This is a genomic window from Amycolatopsis sp. NPDC114484 (genome assembly GCF_055633755.1).
Window position 1 is genome coordinate 943910 of sequence record NZ_JBVKDQ010000001.1, and the last position, 26439, is coordinate 970348.

26 protein-coding genes are annotated in these 26439 nt (G+C 68.8%); 16 read left to right on the forward strand and 10 right to left on the reverse strand.

Translation table 11 applies throughout. The annotated features are described in order from the left end of the window. Window positions 1-292 precede the first annotated feature (292 nt). The 4 genes from ACZ7SW_RS04570 (at window position 293) to ACZ7SW_RS04585 (ending at window position 2368) form a co-directional block, all read left to right on the forward strand. A complete protein-coding gene (locus ACZ7SW_RS04570) occupies window positions 293-658 on the forward strand; it encodes a hypothetical protein (RefSeq protein ID WP_470228998.1) in 366 nt (121 codons plus the stop codon). Window positions 659-680: 22 nt separating this feature from the next. After that, window positions 681-1037: a hypothetical protein gene (locus ACZ7SW_RS04575; protein WP_470229243.1), complete on the forward strand. Its 357-nt coding sequence runs from the start codon at window positions 681-683 to the stop codon at window positions 1035-1037. Window positions 1038-1193: 156 nt separating this feature from the next. Further along, window positions 1194-1907, forward strand: a complete 714-nt coding sequence (locus ACZ7SW_RS04580) for a S1 family peptidase (protein WP_470228999.1) — start codon at window positions 1194-1196, stop codon at window positions 1905-1907. Window positions 1908-2002: 95 nt separating this feature from the next. After that, window positions 2003-2368, forward strand: a complete 366-nt coding sequence (locus tag ACZ7SW_RS04585) for a DUF427 domain-containing protein (protein WP_470229000.1) — start codon at window positions 2003-2005, stop codon at window positions 2366-2368. A gap of 519 nt (window positions 2369-2887) precedes the next feature. On the opposite strand, the gene ACZ7SW_RS04590 is transcribed toward ACZ7SW_RS04585, so the two are convergent. Beyond that, window positions 2888-3934 carry a LysR family transcriptional regulator gene (locus tag ACZ7SW_RS04590; protein ID WP_470229001.1) on the reverse strand — a complete coding sequence of 349 codons (1047 nt, stop codon included), beginning with the start codon at window positions 3932-3934 and terminating at the stop codon, window positions 2888-2890. Between the two features lie 183 nt (window positions 3935-4117). On the opposite strand from ACZ7SW_RS04590, the gene ACZ7SW_RS04595 reads away from it, so the two are divergent. Continuing rightward, window positions 4118-4651, forward strand: coding sequence for a hypothetical protein (locus ACZ7SW_RS04595; protein ID WP_470229002.1), 534 nt, complete (start codon window positions 4118-4120; stop codon window positions 4649-4651). Between the two features lie 1079 nt (window positions 4652-5730). Here the strand turns inward: ACZ7SW_RS04595 and ACZ7SW_RS04600 are convergent. The 4 genes from ACZ7SW_RS04600 to ACZ7SW_RS04615 all read right to left on the reverse strand — a co-directional run bounded on the left by ACZ7SW_RS04600 (window position 5731) and on the right by ACZ7SW_RS04615 (window position 9067). Continuing rightward, window positions 5731-7017, reverse strand: coding sequence for a hypothetical protein (locus ACZ7SW_RS04600; RefSeq protein ID WP_470229003.1), 1287 nt, complete (start codon window positions 7015-7017; stop codon window positions 5731-5733). Between the two features lies 1 nt (window position 7018). Next, window positions 7019-7615: a DUF3558 domain-containing protein gene (locus ACZ7SW_RS04605; RefSeq protein ID WP_470229004.1), complete on the reverse strand. Its 597-nt coding sequence runs from the start codon at window positions 7613-7615 to the stop codon at window positions 7019-7021. Next, a complete protein-coding gene (locus ACZ7SW_RS04610; protein ID WP_470229005.1) occupies window positions 7612-8022 on the reverse strand; it encodes a hypothetical protein in 411 nt (136 codons plus the stop codon). Before ACZ7SW_RS04610 ends, ACZ7SW_RS04605 begins: the two co-directional genes overlap by 4 nt. A gap of 163 nt (window positions 8023-8185) precedes the next feature. Beyond that, complete coding sequence (locus tag ACZ7SW_RS04615) at window positions 8186-9067, reverse strand: LysR family transcriptional regulator (RefSeq protein WP_470229006.1); 882 nt, start codon at window positions 9065-9067, stop codon at window positions 8186-8188. A gap of 110 nt (window positions 9068-9177) precedes the next feature. On the opposite strand from ACZ7SW_RS04615, the gene ACZ7SW_RS04620 reads away from it, so the two are divergent. Continuing rightward, a complete protein-coding gene (locus tag ACZ7SW_RS04620; RefSeq protein WP_470229007.1) occupies window positions 9178-9918 on the forward strand; it encodes a glucose 1-dehydrogenase in 741 nt (246 codons plus the stop codon). Here ACZ7SW_RS04620 and ACZ7SW_RS04625 read toward each other — a convergent pair. Next, a complete protein-coding gene (locus ACZ7SW_RS04625; protein WP_470229008.1) occupies window positions 9915-10508 on the reverse strand; it encodes a TetR/AcrR family transcriptional regulator in 594 nt (197 codons plus the stop codon). The genes ACZ7SW_RS04620 and ACZ7SW_RS04625 overlap by 4 nt on opposite strands. 79 nt (window positions 10509-10587) lie before the next feature. On the opposite strand from ACZ7SW_RS04625, the gene ACZ7SW_RS04630 reads away from it, so the two are divergent. Then, complete coding sequence (locus ACZ7SW_RS04630; RefSeq protein ID WP_470229009.1) at window positions 10588-11331, forward strand: alpha/beta fold hydrolase; 744 nt, start codon at window positions 10588-10590, stop codon at window positions 11329-11331. A 9-nt stretch (window positions 11332-11340) separates the two neighbouring features. Here the strand turns inward: ACZ7SW_RS04630 and ACZ7SW_RS04635 are convergent, their stop codons facing one another. Continuing rightward, a complete protein-coding gene (locus tag ACZ7SW_RS04635) occupies window positions 11341-12213 on the reverse strand; it encodes a methyltransferase (protein ID WP_470229010.1) in 873 nt (290 codons plus the stop codon). Between ACZ7SW_RS04635 and ACZ7SW_RS04640 the strand changes: the two genes are divergently transcribed. Then, window positions 12206-14257 (forward strand): hypothetical protein, encoded by a 2052-nt coding sequence (locus ACZ7SW_RS04640; protein ID WP_470229011.1) that lies wholly within the window; start codon window positions 12206-12208, stop codon window positions 14255-14257. The two genes, ACZ7SW_RS04635 and ACZ7SW_RS04640, sit on opposite strands and share 8 nt — an antisense overlap. Here ACZ7SW_RS04640 and ACZ7SW_RS04645 read toward each other — a convergent pair. Together ACZ7SW_RS04645 and ACZ7SW_RS04650 are read right to left on the reverse strand one after the other, a co-directional pair. Further along, window positions 14223-15824, reverse strand: a complete 1602-nt coding sequence (locus ACZ7SW_RS04645; RefSeq protein ID WP_470229012.1) for a hypothetical protein — start codon at window positions 15822-15824, stop codon at window positions 14223-14225. The genes ACZ7SW_RS04640 and ACZ7SW_RS04645 overlap by 35 nt on opposite strands. A 266-nt stretch (window positions 15825-16090) precedes the next feature. Further along, entirely contained in the window at window positions 16091-16612 is a 522-nt protein-coding gene (locus ACZ7SW_RS04650) for a hypothetical protein (RefSeq protein ID WP_470229013.1), read from the reverse strand. A 102-nt stretch (window positions 16613-16714) separates the two neighbouring features. Between ACZ7SW_RS04650 and ACZ7SW_RS04655 the strand changes: the two genes are divergently transcribed. The 7 genes from ACZ7SW_RS04655 to ACZ7SW_RS04685 all read left to right on the forward strand — a co-directional run bounded on the left by ACZ7SW_RS04655 (window position 16715) and on the right by ACZ7SW_RS04685 (window position 24327). Further along, a complete protein-coding gene (locus ACZ7SW_RS04655; RefSeq protein WP_470229014.1) occupies window positions 16715-17086 on the forward strand; it encodes a YciI family protein in 372 nt (123 codons plus the stop codon). Then, complete coding sequence (locus ACZ7SW_RS04660; protein ID WP_470229015.1) at window positions 17083-18282, forward strand: RNA polymerase sigma factor; 1200 nt, start codon at window positions 17083-17085, stop codon at window positions 18280-18282. Before ACZ7SW_RS04655 ends, ACZ7SW_RS04660 begins: the two co-directional genes overlap by 4 nt. 90 nt (window positions 18283-18372) lie before the next feature. After that, the gene (locus ACZ7SW_RS04665; RefSeq protein ID WP_470229244.1) at window positions 18373-19980 is read left to right on the forward strand and encodes a fatty acyl-AMP ligase; all 1608 of its coding nucleotides are present in this window, start codon (window positions 18373-18375) and stop codon (window positions 19978-19980) included. After that, a complete protein-coding gene (locus ACZ7SW_RS04670; RefSeq protein ID WP_470229016.1) occupies window positions 19973-20230 on the forward strand; it encodes an acyl carrier protein in 258 nt (85 codons plus the stop codon). The genes ACZ7SW_RS04665 and ACZ7SW_RS04670 overlap by 8 nt, the downstream gene beginning before the upstream one ends. A gap of 1 nt (window position 20231) precedes the next feature. Next, entirely contained in the window at window positions 20232-20564 is a 333-nt protein-coding gene (locus tag ACZ7SW_RS04675; protein ID WP_470229017.1) for a hypothetical protein, read from the forward strand. Further along, window positions 20564-23914 (forward strand): WXG100 family type VII secretion target, encoded by a 3351-nt coding sequence (locus tag ACZ7SW_RS04680; protein WP_470229018.1) that lies wholly within the window; start codon window positions 20564-20566, stop codon window positions 23912-23914. Before ACZ7SW_RS04675 ends, ACZ7SW_RS04680 begins: the two co-directional genes overlap by 1 nt. An 8-nt stretch (window positions 23915-23922) precedes the next feature. After that, complete coding sequence (locus ACZ7SW_RS04685; RefSeq protein ID WP_470229019.1) at window positions 23923-24327, forward strand: hypothetical protein; 405 nt, start codon at window positions 23923-23925, stop codon at window positions 24325-24327. Window positions 24328-24369: 42 nt separating this feature from the next. On the opposite strand, the gene ACZ7SW_RS04690 is transcribed toward ACZ7SW_RS04685, so the two are convergent. Further along, window positions 24370-25359, reverse strand: a complete 990-nt coding sequence (locus tag ACZ7SW_RS04690; RefSeq protein ID WP_470229020.1) for an NADP-dependent oxidoreductase — start codon at window positions 25357-25359, stop codon at window positions 24370-24372. Between the two features lie 125 nt (window positions 25360-25484). On the opposite strand from ACZ7SW_RS04690, the gene ACZ7SW_RS04695 reads away from it, so the two are divergent. After that, window positions 25485-26384 (forward strand): LysR family transcriptional regulator, encoded by a 900-nt coding sequence (locus tag ACZ7SW_RS04695; RefSeq protein ID WP_470229021.1) that lies wholly within the window; start codon window positions 25485-25487, stop codon window positions 26382-26384. Window positions 26385-26439: the final 55 nt, after the last annotated feature.

The following is a 26439-nucleotide window of genomic DNA, read 5'->3' on the forward strand; positions in this document are numbered from 1 at the left end:
TTCTCCGGTGCTCCGGCGACGGAAACCATTCCCGCACAGCTTGGGCGTCGCGCCAATCCGCCAATTCAGCGTTCGGCGGACCCGGGCGGGGCGCGGATAAAACCGGCAATGGCGAACTGAGCGTGATTCCCCGTCGCCCGGTCGAGCGGGATTTCCGTGGCATTCGGGAATTGACGGAATGCCAGGAACCCGTTCCGGTGAACGTGGTCCCGGCCACGCCGTCGGCCCCTCGCCCGTCCGGGGCGACGGACGAGGCGGGTACGTTGAGCCCGGCGGGCAAAAGGAGGAACGGGTGATCGTCGGGTTCGCGATAGCGGTCGCTGGCGCCGCGCTGCTCGTGGCGCTGTGGAGTTTCGTCCAGGCGGCGCGCAAACGGCTGCCGGACACCCCGCTGCTCGTCGCGCTCGGGGTGATCGAGGTACTGCTGGTGGCCCAGCTCGTGATCGGGATCGTGCTGCTTGCCGGCGGGCACCATCCGGGCAGCCTCGCGACCTACCTCGCCTACCTGATCGGCTGCCTCGTCGTGCTGCCGGTCGGCGCGGCGTGGGCGCTTGCCGAGCAGAGCCGGTCGAGCACGGTGGTGCTCGGCATCGCCTGCCTGGCCATTCCGGTGATGGTGCTGCGACTGAACGAGGTGTGGAGTGGAGCAAGCGCGTAAGACGGCCACCGGTCCCGGCCGGATCCTGGTCGCGGTGTACGCCATCTTCGCGCTCGCCGCGACGTCGCGGGCGGGCGTCCAGATCGGTACGAAATTCCACGAGGCGCCGCTGGCGTACCTGCTGTCGGCCTTCGCCGCGCTGGTCTACATCCTGGCCACGATCGCACTCGCGCGCGGCGGCCGGACGTGGTGGCGGATCGCGCTCGCCGCCTGCTCGGTCGAGCTGCTGGGCGTGCTGACTGTCGGCACCCTGAGCATTTTCGACCGGCAGGCGTTCCCGGACGCCACGGTGTGGTCGGTGTACGGACAGGGGTACCTGTTCATTCCGCTGGTGCTTCCGGTGATCGGGCTGTACTGGCTGCGCCGGACGCGGGTCTGAGGAACAGTACGCGGAACTGTCCGTAGCGACGGTGGCCGCAGAAGAACAGGTGTTCCCCGGCTACTTTCGCCGGTTCTGGTTCGCGGGCGCGGCGCTGATGATCGAGGCCCCGTCCCCACCGGAACCGCGGCGACGACGCCGCAGAAACGAGAGACCATGCGTTTGCGCACCTGTTTCCTCGTGCTCGCTACCGCGCTTGGCCTAGCCGGATTCGCCGGTCAAGCCGCTGCTTCCAGCGGGCCGTCCTCGACCCCGGCGATCATCGGCGGCGGCTACGCCTCGAACGCCCCGTGGGCGGCGCGGCTGTTCGTGAACGGGCAGCAGAACTGCACGGCCACGATCATCGCCCCGCAGTACATCCTCACCGCGAAGCACTGCGTCGCTTCCAGCGGGACGTACACCTTCCGCATCGGCAGCCTCGACCAGAGCAGCGGCGGCACGATGGCCACCGGCGCCGCGATCACGCGCTACCCCGGTGCCGCTGACCTGGCCATCGTCCGGCTGTCCAGCTCGGTGAACGCGACGTACTCGCCGCTCGGCACGTCGACCGACGTCCGCGCCGGACAGACCGTGCAGGTGTACGGCTGGGGCGCGACCAGCCGGTGTGGCTCGGAGATCAACTGCCAGTCGCGGTACCTGAAGGTGGCCAACGTGCGCGTGACGACGCCGTCGTGCAGCGACTACGAAGGCGGCGTCGCGGTCTGCGCGACATACGGCGACGGCATCACCGCGGGCGGCGACTCGGGCGGCCCGATGTTCGCGTCCGGCCGGCAGGTCGGCGTCGCGTCGACCAGTGACCGGCAGAGCAGCACCGCCTACACCAACATCACGCGGTACCGCAGCTGGATCTCGCAGGTCGCCGGGGTCTGATCGGCTGAGCTGACCACTCCGACGTCTGTTTTTGTCGGTGGTCCGGCCTAGTGTTGGGAGTGCGCACCGCTTCCGTTGCGCGGAGGAGGAGAACGATGCCCGACAAGCTGATCCCTGGGCCGGACCACCCGATCACCGTTGAGCCCAACCCCGCGCGGGTGGTGGTCAAGGCAGGCGAGAAGACGATCGCCGACACCACCCGCGCGCAGGTGCTGCGGGAGGCGAGCTATCCGCCGGTGCAGTACATCCCGCTGGAGGATGTCGATCTGGCGATGCTGTCGTCCACCGAGCACAAAACGCATTGTCCGTACAAGGGCGACGCTTCGTACTACAGCCTCGCCGCGGTGCCGGACGGCGAGAACGCGGTGTGGGTTTACGAGGCCCCGTACGACGCGGTAGCTGCGATCAAGGGACACGTCGCGTTCTATCCGGACCGGGTGGAGATCGAGGAGGTCGGCTGAGAGTTGGTTTCTTGGCCGGTGGCGGAGCTCGGGTCGTGGCTGGGCTTGGTTCGGTGGTGATGCTGGCTGGTGGCCGGTCTGGGTTGGGTGTGGCTCCTGGCTGGCTGCCGGTGCCGGTTCGGACTGGGCCCGGTTTGGTGCGGATCTTGGCTGGCGGCCGGTGCCGGTTCGTTGTGGATCCTGGGGTGCTGCCGATTTCGGCTGGCTGACCGTCTCGGCTCGGGCCGGTCTTGGCTCGTTGCTGATCCGGGCTGGCTGCCCGTGCCGGTTCGAGCTGGGCCCGGTTTGGTGCTGACCTTGGCTGCCGGTGCCGGTGCCGGTTCGGTGCGGATCTTGGCTTGGTACCGATTTCGGCTGGCTGCCTGTCTCGGTTCGGGCTGGTCTCGGTTTGGTGCGGATCTTGGCTGGCTGCCCGCGCCGGTTCGGCGCGGATCCTGGCCCGGTGCCGATCTCGGCTGGCTTCCGATCCCGCCCCGGTGCCGATCTCGGCTGGCTTCCGATCCCGCCCCGGTGCGGGCGTCAGCGGTCGACCTCGAGCCAGGACGCTTCCCCGGCCTGTTGCAGCGCGTTCCACAGCAGGTTGAGCGGATGGCTGTCCGGGTAGGAGGACCGTTCGCTGCGCCGGGCGAACACGCCGACGAGCAGTTCGAGTTTCGGCTCGATGTCGTCGACGAGGCTGATTGTGCGCAATCCGGAGGCGGCGTGCAGGCGGTTTTCGCCCGCGGCTTCGCCGAGTCCTTGGGTGACGAGCATGCATCCGCGGATCAGACCCGAACGGAGCAGTTCGAATCCGTATTGCGCGGAGTCGATCTCGGCTACGATGTCGAGCCGGTTGCGGTAGTCGGAGCCGAACCAGCCGCGCATAAAGTCGTTGATCACGCCGCCGCTGGGCACGACGAGCGGCAGCGTCGGCAATTCACTGGTGCGCACGGACTCGCCGGGCTTCGGAGTGTCCATATTGGTCAGGATGCCGAGGCCGCTGCGCCGCCATTCGAGCACGTCGACGGAGTCGAGCGCGCTGGTCGTGACGACGCTGCCGCACACCAGGTCCACGTCCTTGGCCAGCAGGCGGTCGATCAGGTCCTTGGTGCGCACGTGCACCACGTTCAGTTCGATGTCGCGCGCGCGGAACTGCTCGGCTACGAGATCGCCGGCGTGGGCCAGGCTGCCGAGGGTGTAGCGAGTCGCCCCGACGGTGAGCGTTCCGCCGAGTTCGCGGCGGCATTCGTGAATAGTGTCCAGCCATTCGGTAAGAGTGCGGCGAGCCTGGTGCGCGACGGCGCGCCCGGTGTCGGTAAAAAGAACGTCGCGGCCGCGGCCTTGCCGGTGCAACAATGGTTCCCCGCACAATTCCGAGAAATTGCGGTTGAGAGTGTCGAGTTGTTTTTGCACACTGGACTGGTCGCGGCCGAGCGTACGGGCGGCGGCGAGAGCGGTGCCGGTTTCCGCGACCGTGATCAGCGTGCGCAACTGGTCGAATGTGGTGTCGAGCAGGGCGGGTGACGAGCGCAGGAGCCTGCTGAGCACGTTGAACGACGGCGACCGGAACGGGCTGGGTGCGGACATCTGGCAGGGCTCGCCTTCTGCATTCACTTCTCGGACGACGAAGAGCCTAACCCGGCCCTTCTGATCTCGCGGCCAGTTCAAAAAATCTGTAGATAATATCGGCGAACCAGTGGACGGCGCAAGCGTTCGGCGGGAAACTCCGTGACGCTTGATTTGATTGCTGATCCAAGGAGTTCGACAGAAGTGAGTTCGTACAGTTCCACCGGCGCGCGACGTTCCCGCACCCTGACCATCGGCGGGGGGCTGGGATTGCTGGGCGCGCTCAGCGGGCTGCTGTGGGGTGCGATGGTGCTGGTGCGGGGCGAGGGCTTGATTCGCCCCGCCGTGCAGGAGTACCTGCAGACCGAGGGCCGCGAACTGGCCTCCAGCGGTCTGCTCACGGCCAACGACCTGACCGGAATCGCCATGGCGTCGTTCAACAGCCGCGCGGCGATCTGGCTGGTCATCGGCCTGGTGACGCTGGTGTCGGCCGCGATGGTGCTCGCCGCGCACAACTGGGCGCGAGTGGTGTTGACGGTGTTCGCGGTCTTCGGCATCGGCCTTGGCCTGCGTGACCTGATCGACCTGAACCCAGCGTTGCTGAACGCCTTCGACGCGATCGCGGTACTGAGCCTGCTGGCGGTGCTCGTGGTGCAGTGGCTGCCCGGCGCTAACCGGGCGGTCCGGGCGCGGAAGAACGCGGTGATCGCGCGGAAGGCCGCGGCGTTCGCGGTCTGAGGTCCGGTTCGGGTTTGCCGGGGCGCGGTGGTTGTGAGCGGCACGTTCTGAGGGGTCGTGCCGCTTGAGGAAGCTGACGCTTGAGCTTGTCGGGGTTGCGGTGCCGGAGAGGTGGCTGTTTGAGGGGACAGCGCCGGGGACGGTGACCGCTTCGGTGGGTGCTTCGGGGGAGCGCGTCCCTGAGGGGTGCCTATCTGCGAGGACGGTGCCGGAGGGGCAATTGTCTTAGGCGACAGTGCCTGAGGGGGTGACCGCTTCAGAGAGCGCGTTGGGCGGAGCGATCGCGGGGAGCGAATGCTTCGAGGGAGCGCGTTCTGAGGGGCGGCCGTTTGGGAGGACGGCGCTTCGGCGGCGGTGTGGGCGGTCGTAAGGGGGCGGCGTTCGAGGAGCATCCGTTTGAGGGGACGGATGCCTGGGAGGGACAGCGCTGCTGAAAGGACGACCGCTCGAGGGATGGCACCGGAGGGGCGGCGGTGCGGGACAGTGCCGGGGGCGCCTTCGATGGAAGGGCGTTGTCAGAGGCGGAGGTTTGCTGGGCCAGTCAGGCTTCGCTTGAAGACGTTGCTGGAGGGGAGGTTTGCTGGGTTAGCGAGCCTTCGCTTGGAGGACGTTGTCGGAGGGCGACGTTTGCTGGGCCAGTCAGTCTTCGCTTTGAGGACGTTGTTGGAGGGCGATGTCTGCTGGGTCAGCCAGCCTTCGCTGGAAGGACGTTGCCGGAGGGGCAACGTTCGCTGGGCCAGCCAGCCTTCGTCGGGCGTCGCTTGAGGGAAGCGATGTTTGAGGGGAGTTCCGCTCGAGGGGGAGTTCCGCCTCGCCGCCTGACGGGCGGTGAGGCGGGACCGGGTCTTGGTTCTGCTTCTGTTGCGGGCCAGGCGCTGGGCGAAGCCGAAATCGGCGCGCGAGTGTGGTCGATGACCGACGGTGCCGTGGCGACCGGGTCCAGCCTTCAACGGTACCGTGGTGACCGGGTCCGGCCTTTATCGCGGCCGTGGTGACCAGGTCCGGCCCTTATCGCGTTCCATCGACCGTCGTGAGGTGATCCGGCGGGTCGGCTGAGATCCACCGGGGCAACAGCCTTGCTACGCCCCGAGAGTCGGCGGTGTCGGGCGCATGCCGGTTTCTGGGTCTACGGCGGTACCGTCGTCAGCGAAGAGGTCTACATCAAGAACGTACTTGCGTTCGTGCTCTTCGTCTTCTTCGTTCTTGCCACGTTGTGCTCCGGACGCCGCCGCGCCGGGCAGGCCTTTTCCGCCGGGGGCACCACGTTCCGCGCCGGCACGGGAAGCCGCGCCTTCGCTCGCACCGGCTCCGGAGCGGGGGCCCGCTTCACCGCCCAGTCGGCCGGAACCGCCGCCGGGTTTGCCGGAGCGGCCGGAATTGCCGTCGCTGCCGGGACGACCGGGGCCGCCGAGTTTGCTGGGGTCGCTGCCAGTGCGGCCGGGGCCACTGCCGATGCGGGCGGAGCCGCCGCCGAGGCGTTCTGGGATGCCGCCGAGACGGCCGTCTCCGGGGCCGCTGATCGGGGTGATGCCGAATTCGTTCACCGAGCCGGGGGTCGACGGGGTCCTCGTTCCGCCGTGCCACGGGTTGTCCACGTTCGGGCCGGAGGTCGCGGGCGGGGTGTATCCGGAGGTGCTTGTGTGGTCATTTCCCCCGCCAGGCAAGGAATTCGCAGTCGAAGAGTTGTGCGTGGAAGCGCTGGTGTGCGCAGTTCCCGGATCGAACGTCGAGCCAGTCCCGCCGGTCGAATGACGCTCGGGGGCAACCGAACCATGCTGGGGCTTCGCCTCGGTGGAGGGGTGCTGCTGGATGGTCACATCCCCGCCGTCGTAGGTGCCGATCTTCCCGTAGTCGACCTTTAGCTGCTGCGTGTTTCCCTGGCTTTCCGAAGTGAACTTCTCATACGTATCAACGTTTTTCTGCTGCGCGCTGTCATGCTCGATGAGTTTGGAGAGGACGTCCGCGTTCATCAGCCCCATCGCGGGAGTCGGGCTTCCCGTGGGTGCGGGCGGGATCGGCGTCAGCTGATTCCGCAGGTTCTCGTGCATGGCGATGCCGGTGGCATGGGTGTTTTCGTTGGCCGCGAACGCCTGGTGCGCGTCGATCGCCGAGGCGCGGACCTGGCGAAGTCGTTCGCTGACCAGGTCCGCACCCTGGCCGCTCCAGCACGATTCCAGTTTCGTCAACGTCCCGGAGAGGTCTTGGCTCAGCGTTTCTTGCTCGGTGGCCAGTTCGCGAGCCATGGTCGCGCCTTCGTGCCAGCCGCTGGGTTCTGCGGCCTGCACTTGCTTGACGATGTCCTCGATCGGCACCGTCAGTTCCTGGTGCTGGTCCAGGTACTGCTTGATCGGCTCCCAGAATTTCATGTCACCGGCCGGCTTTCTGCTTCAACGTGGTGAGGACGTCGTTGGCGACGTCGGCCGCGAGCGGACACGGGTCGACGTTCCCGAACTTGCTGGCGCCTGGGGTGACCTCGACCGCGAAAGACAGTCGGTCGGTGACACCGACGTTGACGTCGCAGGTTTGGGAGTTCGGGCCGGGTTGGGTGCTGTAGGCGACGGCGGGGAAACCTTGGATGGGCTGGAGCACCTCGAAGCGCTTCATCTGCGGGCGGACGTTCACGTAGACGTTGCTGAGGCCGTCGTTGTTCTTGTCGAAGAAGGACAGGCCGATAAATCCATGGGTGCCGGGGCTGGTCCACTCGCAGGCGCGGACTGGGGTGGTGTCGGGCTTCCCGGGCACCGCGGAACCGAGTTGGTCGGTCAGTTGCTGGGTGGTGAGCGCCTGGCACGGATCGCCGGAGAGCGCGTTGTCCGGCAGCGGGTTTTCGACCTTTGGCGCGCCGCCGTAAGGCAGAGTCTGTGTCGGCGGCGCGGAAGGTGTCGGGGTGCCGTCCTTGGGGGTGGAGCAGCCGACGGCGAGGACAGCGACGCCGAGCACCGCGATGGTCGTGCGCAGGTTCATCCGATTTTTCCTGGGGAGTGAGCGCCGGGATTGACGTTCTGGATGGTCTTGGTCTGGCCCTGCTCGTTCTGGTCGATCGCGGCGAGCGCTTTCTGGATCCGGTCGGCGAGCTCCTTGACGTAGCGCAATTGCCGGTCGATGTGCCCGCCTCCGTAGGAGAACGCGCCCGGCTTTCCGCTGCCGTCACCGACCATCGCCACGTGCATCGCCGTGGTCGACGGGTCCTTCGACGGCGGCTTCATCGCGCACAGGGCGGTGACTTTGCGCTTCATGGAAAGGAGCCTGTCCTGGTACTCCAGCAGATCCTGAAGGATCCCCTTCGCCGCATCGACCTCCAGCGAGAACCCGCCCTGGCGGGGCTGGGAATCCCACGGGTGAAAGACCGAGAACTCGACGTCCTCCCACACGCGAAGCCCTCCCCATGTTCGGTGTCATCAAATGCAGACAGCTAACAAAGTAGCTGATCACTCACTGCCTGTGTGACGTTCTCCGAAATGCGGAAGACGACTAGACATTAATGCTCTAGACGCAATTTCTATGGTAATTCAAGAACAGTTGTGAACGCGCAGTTCAGGCCGACAAATGCCGTACCGCCGCCCGGTGGACGTCCGGCAGCAGCGGGTTTTCGTCGGTGGCTCGGCTGGCTACCACGATCTGGCAAGGGGCGATCCCGTCGATCGGGACCGTTGTCAGGTCTGGCCGGGCGCGGATTCGGCAGTCGGTCAACGGCAGGACGGCCACAGCCTGTCCCTCGGCTACCAGTTCCAGTTTGTCTTCGTAGCTTTCCGCCGGCGGTGGGACGGGTGCGCCGTCCAAGCGCCAGAATTCACGCCAGGTCGTTGTCGGGCCGGTGCACGGGACTACGGGTTCCTCTGCGAGATCGGCTACTCCGACGGAATCCTTGGCTGCCAAAGGATGTTCCGTCGAAACCACCAGCACCCGAGGTTCGTCGCGGAGCACGGTGACGCGCAGGTCGTCCGTGGGGAACGGGAAGGGGAGGCGCGACACCAGGGCGTCGACGCGGTGTTCCGGCAGTGCGGTGGTGTCGTTCCAGCGCAGGTGCAGGGTGCGGATCTCGGCGTCCGGATGTCGCTGGCGCAGCTCGCGGACCACGGGGGTCACGATGAAGTCGTCGGTGTAGCCGAGGGTGACCGTATCCGGGCTCGCGGCGGCTTTCGCGGTGCGGCGGGCCAGGTGGGCGGTCGCCAGCAGTTCCTGTGCGTAGGGGAGGAAGGCCTCGCCGGCGGCGGTGAGCTGGGTGCCTTGCCGTGTGCGTTTCAGCAGGTGGACGCCCAGTTGGTCCTCCAGGCGCTGGAGTTGCCTGCCCAGCGACGGTTGCGCGACGTGCAGCGCGGCGGCGGCCCGGCCGAGGTTTCGGTGTTCGGCGACGGCGGTGAAGTACCGCACCAGGCGCAGGTCGAAATCCGCGTTGGGGTCGAGCGGGTCGGTCACGAAGTCCAGGTTACGCGTCCTGCGGAGGAGGCATCACGACCTGCGAAATGGGTCTTGGACGGCGAACGGAAACCGATCTTGACTGGAACCGGAGGAAAGGAGTTCGGAAAATGAAGTACGAAGGCAAGCGAGTGGTGATTATCGGGGGAACCAGTGGGTTCGGGTTAACCGCGGCGAAGCAGTTGGTGAGCGAGGGTGTGCGGGTGATCGTCACCGGGCGCAAGCAGGAGCAGCTCGATAAAGCCGCGGTTGAGCTGGGTGATCGTGCCATCGCGGTGCGCAGCGACATCGCCTCGCTCGCGGAGATCGACGCGTTGGCGGATCGAACCAGGAAAGAGTTCGGCACGGTTGACGCGGTCTTCATAAACGCGGGCATCGCGAAGATGGCTCCCTTCGCGGAGGTTGGTGAAGAGGATTACGACGAGCTGTTCGCGATCAATGCCAAAGGGCCTTATTTCGCGGTACAGAAGCTCGCGCCGCTGCTGAACGAGGGCGGTGCGGTGGTGCTCACGACGTCGGTGGCGAACGTCCGCGGGATACCGATGATGAGCGGGTACGCGGCGACGAAGGCGGCGTTGCGCTCGATGACCCGCAGCTTCGCGACCGAGCTGCTGCCGCGGAAGATCCGGGTCAACGCGGTCAGTCCGGGGCCGATCGACACCGGCATCCTGGACCGTTCGCTGCCGCCGGAGATCGCGGAGCCGACGAAGGCCCAGATGGCCGCGGACAACCCGATGTCCCGCTTCGGTGCGCCGGAGGAGGTCGCGACGGCGATGCTGTTCCTTGCCTTCGACGCCACGTACACCACCGGTGCGGAACTGGCGGTCGACGGTGGCGCGTCGCAGCTCTAGGAAAGCGCCCGTTTCCACACCTCGGCGGCGCAGCGGCACAGCTCGGTGGGCTCCACCGCGGCCGGGTCGAGCAGGCATTGGAGGGCGATGCCGCGGAGCTGTCCGACGATAGCGACGGCGAGTTGTTCCGGGTCGGCATCGGCGCGGATGGTGCCCTCGGCGATGCCTGCGGAGATCTCCTGCCGCAGGTCGTCGCGGAAGGCCTGGTCGCGTTCGCGGAAGATCGGGGCCAGCTCCGGCGCGGTCATCGATTCCGCCCACAGCACCAGGAAAGCCCGGCTGAGCACGTCCGGCTCGCTGAGCTGGGCGAGGTAGCCGTCGATCAGCCGCAACAGCCGGTCCAGGCCGGGCGGCAGCGAGTCCAGACCGGGGACGAAGCCGGTCTGGGTGGTACGGGCGAGTTGTTCCAGCAACGCCTGTTTGCCGCCGAAGTGGTGGGTGACCAGGCCGCGGCTGTACCCGGCGCGTTCGCCGACCCGGGCCAAGGTCACGGCGCGCACGCCCTCCTCGACGACCAGCTCGGCGGCGGCTTCGAGCAAAGCGGCCGACGCCTGGTCGCGGCGTTCCTGTTGAGTGCGGCGCGTGGTCACGGGAAGAAACTCTACAACATACTTGCCAGCCGACAAGCAAGTATGCGTAGAGTGGGAGCGACGAGAGGGAGGAAGTCCGATGACCGCAGTTTTCGTCCACGGCAACCCCGAAACGGCCGCGGTGTGGGAACGCCTGCTCGCGGAGCTGGGCGACCGGCCGACGGTGTGCTTGTCCCCGCCCGGATTCGGTGCGCCGTGGCCTGAAGGGTTCGGCGCGACCGCCGTCGAGTACCGCGACTGGCTGATCGCCGAGCTGGAGAAATTCCCCGAACCGGTCGACCTCGTCGGCCACGACTGGGGCGGCGCGCACGTGCTCAACGCCGTCATGGCCCGCCCGGAGCTGGTGCGCAGCTGGGTCAGCGACACAGCGGGCGCGTTCGACCCGGATTACGTCTGGCACGACCTCGCGCAGGGGTGGCAGAAACCGGGCGTCGGCGAGGAAGCCGTCGCGGCGATGTTCGGCGCGCCGGTGGAAAAGCGCGCGGAACGCCTGGTGCTGGGCGGAATGCACGAGTCGGTGGCCGCCAAGGTCGCCGAGGGGATGAACGACGACATGGCCCGCGCGGTGCTCCCGCTCTACCGGTCCGCGGCGCAGCCCGCGATCGCGGAGTTCGGCCGGGATCTCGAACGCGCGGCGGAACGTCCGGGGCTCGTCGTGCTGGCGACCGAGGACCACTTTGTCGGGACGGACGAACAGCGCCGCCGCGCGGCCGGACGGGCCGGGGCGAAAGTCGCGGTGCTGGAGGGTCTCGGGCACTGGTGGATGACGCAGGACCCGGTCCAGGGCGCGCGAATCCTCACGGAGTTCTGGGAAGCGTCCTAATAGGACAGTTCAGGCGCGCGCGACGAGATGGAACACCCGGCTGAGCCGCCGGTACGGATCTCGTCGCGCCGCCTCCAGCTCGACCTCCGCGATTTCAGCGATCCGGCTCTCTTCCGGGTCCAGGTCCAGCCAGTCGGCGAACAGCCAGACTCCGTACCAGGCAAGCGGTTCAGCCCCCAGTCCGACGAGCAGCTGCGACAGCCCAGCCACCGTGTCGGCGCGAGTGTCCACGCCGAGGACGCCCCGCTCGCTGTGCGCGTCGAACGCCGTCAGCGCGTCGCTCCACCGTCCTTCCAACGCCGGGAGGACGGCCAGCGTCTCGGCGTTGAGCGCCATCACCGAGACGATCCCGCCCGGTGCCGCGCAGGCGCAGAGCGCGTCGATCATCGGCACGGGATCGTCCACATACATCAGCACGCCGTGGCACAGCACCGCATCGAATTTCTGACCGGCGACCGCGGCGACGGCGTCCTCGCCGCGGCTGCGTAACAGCTGGACTCGCTCGCGAACCTCCTCCGGTTCCGCGGCGAGACGCTCCTGCGCCTTCGACAGCATCGCGTCGGACGAATCCAGCAGGACGATGTCGTAACCCAGGCGCGCCAACGGAAACGACTGATGCCCGGCTCCACCGCCGACGTCGAGCACCGTGGCCGGCGGCGGAGGCAGGTGCGCCAAGAGCTGCTGGTGCAGGACGTACGTGCGAACTCGGCCTTTAACGGTCGCGTACGCGCCTTCCACGAACGGACTCGCCAGCGCGGCCCAGGCGTCGGTCTCCATGCCGTTCATCCTGCGCCCGGAGCCGGGGCCGGGGCAGTCGAGGGCCAGCGGGAGGCACACAAGATCGGCCGACCGGCTGTTCGCGTACCGTATGGTCTTGGTCACGTCGGGTTCGTCGGGTGAGGGGGACGCGGAGGCAATGGGCGTGCTGGGTGCGCATCCTGGAGGGGTCGAGGTTCCGCATCAGGTCCCGCCGACCCCGCAGCGGTTCGTGAACCGCGCCGGGGAACTGGCCAAAGCGCGGGCCTTGCTCGGCTCCGGGGCCGGCCCTGGCACCCGGATCGCGGTCTTCAGCGGGTTGCCGGGCGTCGGCAAATCGTGGCTCGCCCGGCGCTACGTCGAAGAGAACCGGGGAGTGTTTCCCGGCGGCGAGCTTTGCATCGACTACGGGGCCGCGGGCCAGGGAACCGAGGCGGTGAGCGACGCGTTGACGTCCTGCCTGCTCGCGCTCGGCGTCGCGAATGAGGCCATCCCGGCCCGGTTGGCCGACCGCGCCGCGCTTTTTCGCACGAGGACGGCGGGCGCGCCGACGCTGGTGGTGCTCGACGACGTCACCGATCCGGCTCAGGTGCTCTCGTTCGTGCCCAATTCGCCCGGCAGCGCGGTTCTCGTGACGAGCAACGCCCGGCTGACCGACCTCCGGTTCGAGGGGGCGGAGGTCCTGCCGGTGCCCCCGCTGGACGACGAGTCGGCGATGCACCTGGTCCGGGAACTGTGCGGGCCGGAGGCGACCGCCGACGAGGCCGGACTGCGCAGGCTGGTCCAGGAATGCGGCGGCCTGCCGGTGGCGCTTCGCGTCGCGGTGCAGCGGTTGCTCAGCAGTCCTGGCCTCACCGTCGGTGCTCTGGCCGAGACGATCGCCGAGCACGGGGACGACAAGACCACCGCGACCTTCGGGATGGGCTACGCCGCGCTGCCTGCTCCGGCGGCCAGGGCGTACCGGCTGCTCGGTGCGGTGGCCGCGCCCTCGGGCGGATTCGACCTCGATCTCGCTGGTGCCGTGCTGGCCGGCACGGTCGCGGAAACCGGTCAAGCGCTGGGGGTTATCGCCGAAGCCGGTCTGCTCCAGGCCGAGCCGGGCGGGGTTTTCCGTTTCCACACCCTGGTTCGTCGGCATGCCGCGGACCGCGCACTGGCCGAGGACACCTCCGAGGAGTTGACCGCGGCGGCGCGTCGGCTGGCCGAGTTTCTTCGCCAGCGCGCGGCGTTCGCGGATCTCACGGTGACCGGCTCCGGCCGGTACCGGAGCCCGCGGTACGCCGAGGTGCTCCAGACCGGCGAAAGCCCGTTCGGCAAAGACCGGCCCGCCGCGCTGGATTGGCTGGACAATCGACGGCCAGCGATCGCGTCCGCGATCCGCACGGCTGCGCAGCACAAGTGGTACGACCTGTCCGCGCAGCTGGCAGAGGCCGTGACGGCTCTGTACGCGAACCGGCGTTACCTCGTGGACTGGACCGAGACGAGCGCGGTCGGGGCACAGGCCGCGGCCTTGGCAGGCGACGCCGCTGCAGAGGCGCGGTTACGCAGCTTTTCCTCGCGCGCGTGGGTCGAGCTGGGCAGGCCGAACCGGGCAAGGTCCGAATTGGACAGTGCGTTTTCCTTGCTGGACAAGGTGACAGACGTCCGTCTTCGCGCATCGGTGTGGGAGATGGACGGCCGCTACCACGAAACGCAGGACGACTGGGAGCGAGCGCTCGCGTCGTTTCGTCGTTCTCTGGAACTGTTCGACAGCGTCGGGGATGGCCGGGGCGCGGCGTCGGTGACCTACTTCATCGGCTGCGCGCAACTCGCGCTCGGGGACGTTCTGACTGCCGAGGAGACCCTTCTCCATTCGCTCGGCCTGCTGAAGCAGCACGACAGCAAGATGTACGGTCGCGCGTTGCGGACGCTCGGCCGCCTCGAAGCGGCGCGCGGACAGGACGACGCGGCACGTCGGAGGTTCGCCGAATCTGTGCAGGTGCTGCAGGACAACGGCCATCTTTTTCACGAATCGTGGACACAGGAAGATGTCGCGGAACTGGCCGGCAGGCTCGGTGATCGCGAGGCGGAACGGGCCGCGGTGGCGAGGATGGCGGAGATCCACACCCGGCTCGGCAGCGACCGGGTCGCCGAATTCACCCGGCGGCTGGCGGAACTGGACGGTCGGTGACCTCGATCCGCAGGAGACACCGGTGCGGTCCGAACTCCACCGGAAACTCGTTGGCGGACAAGGAATCCGCTCGTACGCGGGAGAACGCGGCGGCTGCCGCGATCGTGACGTGGACGTCCTCGGTCGTCGTCAGCCGCACCCGGCAGCCGTCTCGGGTCTGTGCGGCATACCGGCCGGAGCCCGTGCTCGCGACGGCAAATCGGGCCGGATAGGCATCGAGGATCATGGCCGTCCATTCCCACGCGGACTCGGCATCGGTCGCTTCACTCCGGCACAGGACGGAGGCTTTTTCCGCGTACCGAAGATCGCTCACGCTCTCCTCGACTACGAGCGGCCACTCTTCCTTGCTTTGCGGGAGCGGCCACAGGTCCGACTCGGCCGGGAACGCGGCCGCCGGACGACGGTCGACTGAAATTCCGCCGCCGGAGGCGGGAACGAGACGGACGCGGAAAGCGGCGGGTTCGCGGTGGCTCCACGGTGCCGGATCGGGGGCCCGGAGCAACGGAGCGGGTCGCTGCGGCGCGAGGCCGAGCAGGTCGTACAGAACGCGCTGGATCCGATCCGCCGCCTCGCCGCGATGTTCGAACAGGCGCGCGGTGACCGGCTGGTACCGAACTGAATCGTAGTTCTCGACAGCCGCGTCCACCTGCGCTCGAAGGTTTCCTCCGACGTCGACGTGCGGGGCTAGTTCATGGAGTGCGGCGACGGGTGAGCCCGGTACGGTTTCCTTGGCGGGTTCGGTGAGCAGCAACGGTTTCTCGATCCCGGCGGCGTAGAGACCGAGGCTGCCGTGGTCGGTGAGCACGAGGTCCGCGGCGACGAGCGCGGCGTGCCAGCCCGCTTCAGGCGGGAGCACCACCGCGCCCGAGTCGAGTTCGTCGGAGAGCAGGAGTTCCAGGTGACGAGGGCCGTGCTCGGCCCATACTCGCGGGTGGAGGACCAGGCACAGCTGATAGCTGTCGCACGGGAGTTGCGCGAGCAGTTCGCGGAGCAATCCGGGGTGTCTGGCTACGCCCGCTTCCGGGCCCCAGGACGACGCGAAGACGATCAGCCTGCGGTTGCCGGTGCCTAGCTGTCGCCGGTAGCGATCCCGCAGCGGCAGGCTGGCGGTGAGCTGGTCGAGGGTGGCGTCTCCGACGACCTCGGTGCGGAGCCCTTCCCCGGGAAAGGCGGCGCGAAGCTGACGGTCCTGCTCTGAAGTGGACAACAGGATGAGGATGCGACCGGTGGCGAGCGCGTCGGGGTGAGGCAGTCCGGCCAGATGCCCGTCGGGCCATTCTTTGTTGAACCCGAAGCCGTGCGCCAGGAGCAACACCGGTCCCTTCGTGGCCGCGAAGTCGATGTTCTCGCTCGCGGTCAGGACCAGGTGGTAGTCACCGACGGTCGGCAGCGCGGTCCAGGAAACGGTGTCCGGGACTCCTCGGTCGTGGAGCAGTTCCAGAGTGCCGGCGGGGGCTTGAGACGAATCGCTGAGCGTGTAGAGGTACTCGATCCGCGGGTCGCCGCGCAGCAGTTCCTGGGCCTCCAGCAGACGGGCGACGGTGTTGCGGTTGTGTCCGACGAACACGATTCGCCGCTCGGGGACGAAAGTTCTTCCGGCTTCCGGCTCCCGGCTCCCGGCTCCCGGCTCCCGGCTCCCGGCTCCCGGCTCCCGGCTCCCGGCTCCCGGCTCCCGGCTCCCGGCTCCCGGCTCATCTATTGTACCAGGATAACTACTCTCCGTGCTCGCCGAAAGGGGATTTCCGCTGGACATCCGCTGTTGTCCCCCCTGTCGGTTGCACGGCGTGATCTCGCCCCACGATAGTTCCCCGATCCGCGCGGACGCTGGCCGGTTCAGGATGCCGCGCTGGTGCGGCTGAACGGGCTGCGCAGGTCGATATCCGCGCGAGCGGCGGCGAGAAAGTCCTCAGTGGCCGCGGAGAAGGACGCGAGGGAGGCGTCGTATTCAGGACGCCTCCGCTGGTCGATCGCACCGCCGTGGCCGGGTTCGGTGGAGGTGCGGATGGCGGTGACGGTGTCGCGCAGCGTCTCGGCGGTGGTGACTGCCGCCGTCATCCGGTCGGTCACGTCGCGATGGGCCAGCAGCCGGGCTTCCGCCGAGACCGCGCGGAGCCGTTCCACCAGCGGGTCGATGGGTTGCCGCGGGCTGTCGGGCGGGGTCGGCCAGACCGGGGCTTGGCGCAGGTCGTTGGCGGCGGCGAGGAAATCGCGGTACAGGGCGAGCAGTTCGGTGGTCCACTGGAACCGGGTTTCCCGCCGGGCTTTGCGGTAGTCCATCCAGACTGTCACGAGCAGAGTCAGCAGTACGCCGCCGAGCGCGATGAGCGGAGTCGTCCACGCTGAGGTCGAGTTCATGCCCGGACGGTACCGGCGAAAGTTTTTCGCCAGGGATGTCCAGAACCCGCCCTCGCCTCCGACCCATCCCCGTAAGACCCCGAAACCACGAGGAGCAAGACGATGAAGTTCCTGATCAGCCTGCACATCAACCAGTCCGTTCTCGACGCGCTGACCGACGAGGAGAAGGAAGCCCTCGGCGACGGCGTCACCGCGTTCATGGAGTCGACGAAGAAGTCCGGCGAGCTGATCGCGGCCCAGGCGCTGGCCGATCCGTCGCAGGCAGTGGTGGTCTCGGTGCGCGGCGGGCAGCCGGTGGTCACCGACGGGCCGTTCCTCGAGTCCAAGGAGTTCCTCGGCGGCTACTACCTGCTCGACGTCGAGAGCAAGGAGCGCGCGATCGAGCTGGCCGCGCGGATCCCGGACGCCGCGATCGAGGGGCTCGGGGTCGAGGTGCGCCAGGTGATGTTCTCGGAAGGACAATTGGACGCGTGAATCCTCCCGCCGTCGAGGACCTGCTGCGCGAACTCGTGCCGCAGGTCCTCGGCGTGCTGGTGCGCCGGTACGGCCAGTTCGAGGGGTGCGAGGACGCGGTCCAGGAGGCCGTCCTCGCCGCTTCGCTGCAGTGGCCGGTCGAAGGCGTGCCGAACAATCCGCGCGGCTGGCTGTCGACGGTCGCGTCCCGGCGGTATATCGACCAGTTGCGCAGCGATCAGGCGCGCCGCGAGCGGGAGCTGGCGAACGCCGTCGAGGCCGCGCCCGAGGTGCCGGACACCGACGACACGCTGCTCCTGCTGTTCCTGTGCTGCCATCCGACGCTGACGCCGGCGTCGCAGACCGCGTTGACCCTGCGCGCGGTCGGCGGGCTGACCACGGCCGAGATCGCCAGCGCGTTTTTGGTACCGGAGGGCACGATGGCTGCCCGGATCAGCCGTGCCAAACAGCGGATCAAGGCGGCGGGCAGCTCGTTCCCGGGTACGGAAAGCCCGGAACGGCTGAGCGTCGTGCTGCAGGTGCTTTACCTGATTTTCAACGAGGGCTACACCGCGTCCTCCGGCAGCGACCTGCATCGCGCCGACCTGGCGTACGAGGCGATTCGCCTGGCCAGGATGGTGCACGCGCGGCTGCCGGACGACAGCGAAGTGACCGGCCTGCTCGCGTTGATGCTGCTGACCCACGCTCGCCGCGCGGCCCGCACCACGGCGTCCGGAGACCTGGTCCCGTTGGCCGACCAGGACCGCTCGACGTGGGATCGCGCCATGCTCGACGAGGGCACTGAGCTGGCGAAGGCGTCGCTGGGCGGTTCGGAATTGGGGCCGTATCAGCTGCAGGCGGCCATCGCCGCGACGCATGCCGACGCGGCGACGGCGGAGGAGACCAACTGGCGGCAGGTGCACGCGCTTTATCTGATCCTGGAACGGATCGCGCCCAATCCGGTCGTCACGTTGAACCGCGCGATCGCGCTCGCCGAGACCGAGGGACCGCGGGCGGGGCTCGCCCTGCTGTCCACATTAGACGGTGAAGAGCGGATGGCGCGGCATCACCGATTGCTGTCGGTGCGGGCGCATTTGCTGGAGAAAGCCGGGGATCTGCCTGGCGCGTACGAGAACTACCGGCTGGCGGCCAAAGCGACGGCGAGTATCGCGGAGAAGCGTTATTTGGAATCCCGGGCCGCCCAGGTGCGCGAGTGAATTCTCCGCGACCGGGCTCGCGGGCCGGTCGCGAGTTCGAGTAGGTTGCGCTGCGTGTCCCGGACGTCTGCGAGCGTGCCTGACGAGGTCATGCACGTCTCGATCGTGGACCGGCTGTTCGCCCGCGCGGACGACGAACGGCCGTTGTTCACCCACCAAGAGCACACTCGCGGCGTCGAGCACACGCTGTCGTGGGCGGAGTTCGCCGCGAAAGTCCGGGTCGTGGCCGGACAATTGCGCCGGGTCGCGGAACCGGGCGAGCGCGTCGCGATCCTCGCCGGGCAGGAACTCGCTTATCCGCTGGCGTTTTTCGGCGCTCTCGCCGCCGGGATGGTCGCCGTTCCGCTGATGCTGCCCGGCAACCGCGCGCAGGCCGACCGGCTCGCCGGCGTCCTCGCCGACTCCGGCGCGCGGGTGTGGGCGACGTCGTCGGCCGTCGTGGCGAAGGTGCGCGAGTTCAGCGATCCCGGCGACCTCGTAGTGGTGGACGAGCTGTCCGGACCCGGCGTCGACCCGGTCCGCGTGGGCCCGGAAAGCCCGGCCTACCTGCAGTACACGTCGGGGTCGACGCGCGAACCGGCGGGCGCGGTGATCCCGCACCGGGCGATCGTCGCGGCGTGCTGGCAGGCCAGCCACGCTTACGCCTCGGACGAGCAGACGACCTGCGCGGGCTGGATCCCGTTCTTCCACGACATGGGTCTGATCCAGCTGCTGTGCCTGCCCGTTTACGTCGGCGGTCGGTCGGTGTTCATGTCCCCAGCGGAGTTCGTGCACCGGCCGCGGCGATGGCTGCGCCAGCTGTCGGACTACCCGGCCGTCTTCACCGCGGCCCCGAATTTCGCCTACGACCTGGCGGCCGACGCCGGAGCGGAGGACGACCTCGATCTTTCGGACGTCCGGGTCGCGCTCAACGGCGCCGAGCCCGTCCGGCCGCGCACGGTCGAGCGTTTCCACGAGGTCTTCGGCCCGCGTGGGTTCCGTCCCGAAGCGCACCGGCCGTCGTACGGGCTGGCAGAGGCCACGGTCTACGTCGCGAGCGCGGGAGACGAAGGGCCGCGCGGCGCGGTGCTCGACCGGGAAGCCCTGGCCCAGGGCCGCGCCGTCGAAACCCCGGACGGCCAGCCGGTGATGTCGGTGGGACGGCCGGTCGGGCAGCTCGTCCGGATCGTCCACGACGGACACGAGCAGCCCGAGGACGAGGTCGGCGAGATCTGGGTGCACGGCCCGAACGTCGCGTCCGGCTACTGGGGCCGCGGCGACGCGGACTCGTTCGGCGGCGTCCTCGACGGGCTCGACGGCTGGCTGCGCACCGGCGACCTGGGCGTCGTCCATCGCGGCGACCTCTACGTGACCGGCAGGCTCAAGGACCTGATCGTCGTCGACGGCCGCAACTTCCATCCGCAGGACCTCGAGGCGGCGGCGGGCGAGGCGCATCCGGCGATCCGCCGCGACCGGGTCGCCGCGTTCGGCGTCGCCGACGAACAGGGCGAGGGCGCGATGGTGGTCGCGGAATGGGCCCGCGGCGCGGAAGCCGAGGTCAAGGACGTGACCCGGGCGGTGCTGCGAGCGGTGTCGAGGGAGCACGATCTCACGCTCCGTGCGGTACACCTGGTCCCTTCTGGCGGACTTCCGCGCACTTCCAGCGGGAAGGTCGCCCGGTCCGCCGCCAAAGCGCGTTACGGTGGGGTGCGTGGGTGATCACTGCGCCGAGGTCACGAAGGTCGTCAGCGACACCTTCCGGCTAGACCCGGCCCTCGTCGTGCCCGACGCTCCGCTGGAGGAGCTCGGCATCGACTCGAAGGGCCGGATCCGGCTTCTCGCGGCGCTGGAGATCTACTACGACGTGTCGATCGATCTGGACGAGCTCGATCGGTTCACCGACGTGGAATCCGTGGCGGCTGTGCTCGCGGAGGCCCTGGCAGCTAGCCGAGCTGAGGAGAAGCACTGAAATGAGCGGTGGGGGCGGGTACACCGCGACAACCGAAGCGTTGTCGAAGGCGTCGAAGAAGATCGGCGACCTGGCGGAGAAACTGCTGGACGACAATCCGGACCTCGAACACTCCGAGCTGACCAAGGAGAAGTTCGGCCGGGTGCACCAGGCGCACGCCGACAAGTACCTCGAGGGGACCAAACAGCTGTGGGGGGCGCTCTCCGGCTACAGCAAGGCCCTCGAATCGTTCGGCACGAACATCAGCACCGCCGGATCTGCCTACGGCAAGAACGAGGACAACCAGTCCGGCGCCATTAACAAGACCGGCAACGGCGTCGACGGGATTCTCTGATGGCGGACGACAAGCAGCAGCCGAAGACGTGGCCGGATGTCAAGAAGCTGCTCGACAACTCGGCGGTGCCGCCGGAGCTGAAGGACGGGCTGCTCCGGGCGTGGGTGCACGAGCACCCGCATCCCGAAGGCGACGAGGGCAAGGACGTCGCGAAGTACATCCAGTCCTATGGGCGGACGTTCATCACCGTCCCGAAAGATCCGTTCGCGGCGCCGGGCGGCGCCCCGCCGCTCGAGCAGGTCTACGAAGAGGCCCGGCAGAAGGGCCAGCAGAACAGCTACAACCAGGACGAGAAGAAAAAGGCGGTCGACCAGGGCAAGGACGACCTCGGCAAGAAGAAGCCCCCCGCTCCCGGCGAGGGCAAGGACGCCGCGGCCACCGGCACGAAGACCTCCGACGAACTCTTCGACCCCGCGGCGGCCGCGCTGCGGGTGTTCGAGACCTTCGGCGGGCTGCTGGAGAAGATCCCCGACGACTGCAAGGGGAACACGCGCAAGCTCGACCTCGACAAGGACATCCGCGGTCCGTTCGACGAGCAGCGCGGGATCAGCTTCGAGGGTTTCGTCAACGACGCCATGCATTTCAAGCACGGCTCGGAAACCGTGAAGTCGACGCTGACCGAAACCGGCACCGAACTGGGCACCCTGTTCGGGACCTGGACCGGAGCCGGTGCCGACGCGGCGTCGGACAAGTACAACGAGAGCATCCAGAAGAAGGCCGCGAAGCTGGGGGACGACCTCAACCACGCCAGCGAAGCGACGCTGCACACCACGAAGACGCTGTTCGACCTGTGCAAGGGGAAGGCCGACCAGGTCATCGCGCTGTACCGCGATCAGGTCGGCAAGGCCGACTACACGATGGCGCAGAAGGTCATCGCGGTCGCCATCGGCGAGCACGGCAGCGTCAACGACCTGGCCCAGATCGCCGGCTGGATGGACTACAACTTCGGCACCAACCTGGTCAACACCCTCAACGACCAGGGCTGCTGCGATGACGACGAGATCCAGAGCCACGGCAAGGACCTCGCCAAGCAGTGGATCATGAACCAGTTCAACCCCGACATGTGGGACACCGTCTACAAGGGGTTCGAGAAGGCCTGCAAGGACGCCAAGGACCTCGTCGACAAGGCCTACGACGCTCTTGACAAAGAGATGGGCAAGCTCAAGAACAAGTTCGAGGGCGCCAAGGACGGCGGGGCTGGCGGTTCGGGCGGTTCCGGTGGTCCCGGTGGCGGTGGGCCCGGCGGGGGCGGTCAGGGTCCTGGCGGCAACAACAAGGGCAACGGCGGCAACGGCAACGGTTACGGCGGCGGTCAGGGGAACGGTTACGGCGGTGGCCAGGGTGGTCACGGCGGCGGTCCCGGTGGGGGAACCGGCGGCGGTCCTGGCGGCGGGCCCGACTCGGACACGCCGCAGGGTGACCACCCCGGTGGCACTGGCGGTGGCCCCGGCGGCATCGGCGGCGGTCCTGGCGGCGGCACCGGCGGCGGGTCCGGTTCGGGCGGAGGGTCCGGCAGCGGATCCGGGTCCGGCGGGGGCGGCGGGAAGGTTCCCGACCTCGACGTCCCGTCCGATTCGCCTGGCGGCGGTCCGCTCGGCGGGGGTTCGGGCGGTGGTCCTGGCGGCGGGACCGGCGGCGGCGGTCCGGTGGACGGCCCGCCGATCAAGACCGACTCCGGCGGCGGCTCCGGCCCCGGCGGCTCTGGTTCCGGTCCGGGCGGTTCGGGCCCGGGTGGTTCGGGGCCCGGCGGCGGACAGGACCAGCACCAGTCCGAGGAAGAGGCCAAGCAGCGGGCCGAGCAAGAGGCCAAGCAGAAGGCTCAGGCCGAGGCCAAGCAAAAGGCCGAGGCCGCGATGGACGCGCTGAAGAAGGACTCGCAGGGCAGCCACGGCGGTGGCAGCCTCGGCGGTCCGGGCAGTGGCGAACCCGGTTCGACCGGCGGCGACGGCAAAGGCCCCGACGGCAAGGGCCCGGACGGCAAGGGTCCCGACGACAAGAGCCCCGGCGACGACAAGGCCCCCGGCGACAAGGGTGGCGGCGGCGGTTCCCCCGGCGGCGGCGGTCCGGTCGACGGCCCGCCGATCAAGACCGATCCCGCCGACGGCGGTCCTGGCGGCGAGGACGGCAAGGACCACGACGGCAAGCCGGGCGAGGACAAGGACCACGACGGCAAGCCCGACGACGACGGCAAGGGCCACGACGGCAAGCCCGGCGAGGACAAGAATCACGACGGCAAACCGGACGACGAGGACGGCCGCGATGTCCTGAAGGTCAAGCAGGGCGACAAGACCTTCGAAATGTCCGAGCCGGACCACGACGGCAAGATGGACATCAAGATCGGCGAGGGCTCCGGCGACGTCAAGGACTTCAAGATCGACTGGTCCGACGACAAGTCCGCGCACGACGGCGGGGACGGCCAGCAGCACGGCGACGAGGTCCACCACCCCGGCGCGGACGGCAAGATCCACCTCCGCGACGGCGACACGAAGATCACCGCCGAGCGTCCGGACGGGCCGAACGGGCCCACTGTCGTCACGGTCGACGACGGCAAGGGCAACCCGACGACCTACACGCTCGGCGAGGAGGACAAGCCGCAGGGCATGCGCCCGGTCGACCACGGCCCGCAGATGCCCGACGGCACCACCGGCCGCCACCACGCGGGCGACGGTCCTGGTCAGCACGGTGACGACGGGCCCGGCAAACACGCCGGCGACCACAAGGGACCCGACGGCAACGGGCACGGCGGCGCGTCGCCCAGCGGCAGCCACCCGGTGCATCCGATGCACGGCGGGCCGGGTCCGGAGATCTCGCACACCGGCGACCCGTTCGGCGGGCACCCGGCGGGCGATCCGGCGCATCCGGCGGGAGGCGGCCCGGGGGCCTCGAATTCGGACGCTCCGGGGCACCACCCCTCGGGCGGTCCGGCCCAGCCGCTGCACCACGGCGTCCCGAGCGGGGCACCAGGTCATCCGATGCAGGGCGGTCCCGGTCCGGAGATTTCGCACACCGGCGGTCCGGGCGTGCCCGCTGGCGCTCCGAGCGCTCCGCTGCACGGCGGGCCCATGGTCGGGGTCGACAGCACGCCGGTCGTCGGCACCCAAACCGGTGGCGGGTTCTCGGCGCCGGCGGGCGACCACCCCGGCGGCGGCCAGTCGGGGTCCGGCGGCGGGATGCCCGGCATGGGCGCGATGGGCGGCGGCCACGGAGGTGGCGGCGGCGGTGGCGAGACCGAGCGGCGCGCGGCGTACCGGGTCGAGGGCGCGGTCTTCGACAACCTCGTCGAGCCCGCCAGCCGGATCACTGGTTCACTCGACGATGACGACGACGCGCCGATCATCCGGACCAGGTAGGAGGACGCATGAGCGAAACCGCCGCGATGAAGGCCGAACTGGACTCGCTGGTCCGGGAGCAGGCCGACCGCCGGGCGCTGCGCGAGCAGAAGGCCGAGGAGATCAAGGCGCAGTCCCAGGAGTACATGACCAAGCAGGCGCAGGCGGCCGAACGGTACGTCCAGCACCGGCGGGAGATGGGCAAGCGCAAGACCAAGTCCGGGTGGAGCACGGACCGGCCGAGCACCGAACCGCCCTCGGCGTTCGATTCCGACGAGTTCGGCAACGAGCCCGGTTCGGCGTCCCCGTTCGCGGTGACTCCGAACCAGCCCGCTCCGCGCAGCGAGGCGCCGCGCCGTCCGACGCGGCGTCCGCGTCCGGCGGAGGACGACGAGGACGACGACGCCTTCCTCAACAACCGTTGGCGCGATTGAGGTTCTGACCCGGGAGGGGGCTTCGCTGCCCCCTCCCGGCGGTCAGATCCGGACCAGCATCTTCCCGACGTTCTCTCCGCGCAGCATCCCGATAAAGGCGTCCACCACGCGCGGAAACCCTTCTGCCACAGTCTCGTTCACGAGCACCTGCCCGCTGCGGACGTGCGGGATCAGGAATTCCTCGAACTCCTCGCGCGCGTCCAGGTGATTGCGCACCAGAAACCCTTCGATCCGAAGGCTTTTCCCGACCACGTCGAACAAGTTGTGCGGCGCGCTCGGCGGGGTGCGCAGGCTGTTGTACTGCGCGACCGAACCGCACCAGGCGACCCGGCCACGCTCGCGCAGGGCGTCGATCGCGGCGGCCAGGTGATCGCCGCCGACGTTGTCGAAGTACACGTCGATTCCGTCCGGTGCCGCCTTCGCGAGCAGATCGGTGACCGGGCCGTCGTGGTAGTTGAAGGCGGCGTCGAAACCGAGATCGCGGGTCAGGTGCCCGACCTTCGCCGCGGATCCGGCGCTGCCCACGATCCGTCCCGCGCCGAGTAACCGGGCGATCTGCCCGGCCGCGCTTCCCACCGCACCGGCCGCCGCGGAAATGAACACGTCGTCGCCAGGTTGCAGCTGCGCGATCCGGGTCAGGCCGACGTACGCGGTGAGCCCGGTCCCGCCGAGAATGCCGAGGTAGGCGCTCAGCGGAACGCCGTCCGCCGGGACGATCGTCCGGACGTCGGCGGCCGTGACGACGGCGTGGGTAGCCCAGCCGCGCCGGTGGAACACCGTCGTGCCGACCGGCAGCGTCGGCTCCTTCGACTCGACGACCTCGCCGATCGTGCGGCCCTCCAGACCCGCGCCCAGCTCCCAGCCGCCCCATTCCATGAACTCGCGCATGTACGGATCGACGGACAGGTACCGGTTCTCGACCAGAACCTGGCCGTCGGCGAGTTTCGGCAGCGGCTGGGTGACGAACTCGAAATCGGCGGCGCTCGGCGCGCCCTCGGGGCGGCGGACCTGGCGGACGGCGGTAAGCGACACGGGATCTCCTTAGGAATGGCTCTGACCAGCAACTTAGGCATGGCGAAGCCATCGCGGCAGACCGCTGGATCGATGGACCGCGCCAATCCATGAATCTCGCTCATGGCGGTGGCTAGGCTGGCCGCATGGATGCTGTCGACCTCACGCCGGGCGAGCTGCGCCTGCTGCTCGCGGTGGAGCGCACCGGCAGCTTCACCGCCGCTGCCGCCGAACTGAGTCTCACCCAGTCCGCGGTCTCGCACGCCGTCCGGACCTGCGAACGCAAGGTCGGCGCCATCCTGTTCGATCGCGGCCGAACCGGTGCCCGCCCGACCGCGGCCGGTGCCCGCGCCCTCGTGCACGCCCGGCTGATCCTGCGCCAACTCGACGTTCTCCGCGCCGAAGCCCGGGGCGCGGCAGCCGGAACCCTCACCGGCCCACTGCGGATCGCCGCTTTCCGCAGTGCCGCCGCACATCTCCTGCCCGCCGCGCTGGAACGCTTGACTGCCAAGCATTCCGGCCTGAACCCGCAGGTCCTGATCGTCCCCGAACTCGGCCGCGGCACCGCGGGCGAGGTAGCCGACGGACGCGCGGACGTCGCCATCGCCACCCTCGGCGAGGACGAAACCCCGCCGGTCGGACTGGTCGCCGGAGAACTGTTCCGGGAACCGTATTTCCTGGTGAATCCCGGCAACCAGCCCGATCCACGCGGGCTGCCGCTGCTCGACTGGCCGGAGAACTGCTCCTCCTACACCCGGTCCTGGTGGGCTCGGCAGGATTGGCTGCCTTCGGCGAAAATGGAGGTCGCCGACGACGGGGTGGTTCTTTCCATGGTGGCGCAAGGGATTGGCATGGCAGTCCTGCCGAAGCTCACCCTCGCTGCCATCCCGTCGGGAGTCGCCGTCATCCCGCTCGCCGACCCGCCCACCCGGCGGATCGGGTACGTCGCCACTTACGCGGGCGCGCAGTCCCTCGCGGTACGCGAATTGGTGCGGGAATTGCGGACGGCGGCCGAGGTGCACGCGGTCAAGGAAAACGTGCGCTAGAGCCGATAGCGGCGTTCCTGATCCCTGACAAAGACCATCGTCGCCGGGAATTTGA

Bases quoted from the DNA above. Each gene is read 5' to 3' on its own strand.
- ACZ7SW_RS04605 (WP_470229004.1), bottom strand. From the start codon at position 7,615: ATGAACCTGCGCACGACCATCGCGGTGCTCGGCGTCGCTGTCCTCGCC.
- ACZ7SW_RS04685 (WP_470229019.1), top strand. From the start codon at position 23,923: ATGAGCGAAACCGCCGCGATGAAGGCCGAACTGGACTCGCTGGTCCGG.
- ACZ7SW_RS04580 (WP_470228999.1), top strand. From the start codon at position 1,194: ATGCGTTTGCGCACCTGTTTCCTCGTGCTCGCTACCGCGCTTGGCCTA.
- ACZ7SW_RS04650 (WP_470229013.1), bottom strand. From the start codon at position 16,612: ATGAACTCGACCTCAGCGTGGACGACTCCGCTCATCGCGCTCGGCGGC.
- ACZ7SW_RS04600 (WP_470229003.1), bottom strand. From the start codon at position 7,017: ATGAAATTCTGGGAGCCGATCAAGCAGTACCTGGACCAGCACCAGGAA.
- ACZ7SW_RS04655 (WP_470229014.1), top strand. From the start codon at position 16,715: ATGAAGTTCCTGATCAGCCTGCACATCAACCAGTCCGTTCTCGACGCG.
- ACZ7SW_RS04590 (WP_470229001.1), bottom strand. From the start codon at position 3,934: ATGTCCGCACCCAGCCCGTTCCGGTCGCCGTCGTTCAACGTGCTCAGC.
- ACZ7SW_RS04675 (WP_470229017.1), top strand. From the start codon at position 20,232: ATGAGCGGTGGGGGCGGGTACACCGCGACAACCGAAGCGTTGTCGAAG.
- ACZ7SW_RS04630 (WP_470229009.1), top strand. From the start codon at position 10,588: ATGACCGCAGTTTTCGTCCACGGCAACCCCGAAACGGCCGCGGTGTGG.
- ACZ7SW_RS04620 (WP_470229007.1), top strand. From the start codon at position 9,178: ATGAAGTACGAAGGCAAGCGAGTGGTGATTATCGGGGGAACCAGTGGG.
- ACZ7SW_RS04695 (WP_470229021.1), top strand. From the start codon at position 25,485: ATGGATGCTGTCGACCTCACGCCGGGCGAGCTGCGCCTGCTGCTCGCG.
- ACZ7SW_RS04680 (WP_470229018.1), top strand. From the start codon at position 20,564: ATGGCGGACGACAAGCAGCAGCCGAAGACGTGGCCGGATGTCAAGAAG.
- ACZ7SW_RS04665 (WP_470229244.1), top strand. From the start codon at position 18,373: ATGCACGTCTCGATCGTGGACCGGCTGTTCGCCCGCGCGGACGACGAA.
- ACZ7SW_RS04585 (WP_470229000.1), top strand. From the start codon at position 2,003: ATGCCCGACAAGCTGATCCCTGGGCCGGACCACCCGATCACCGTTGAG.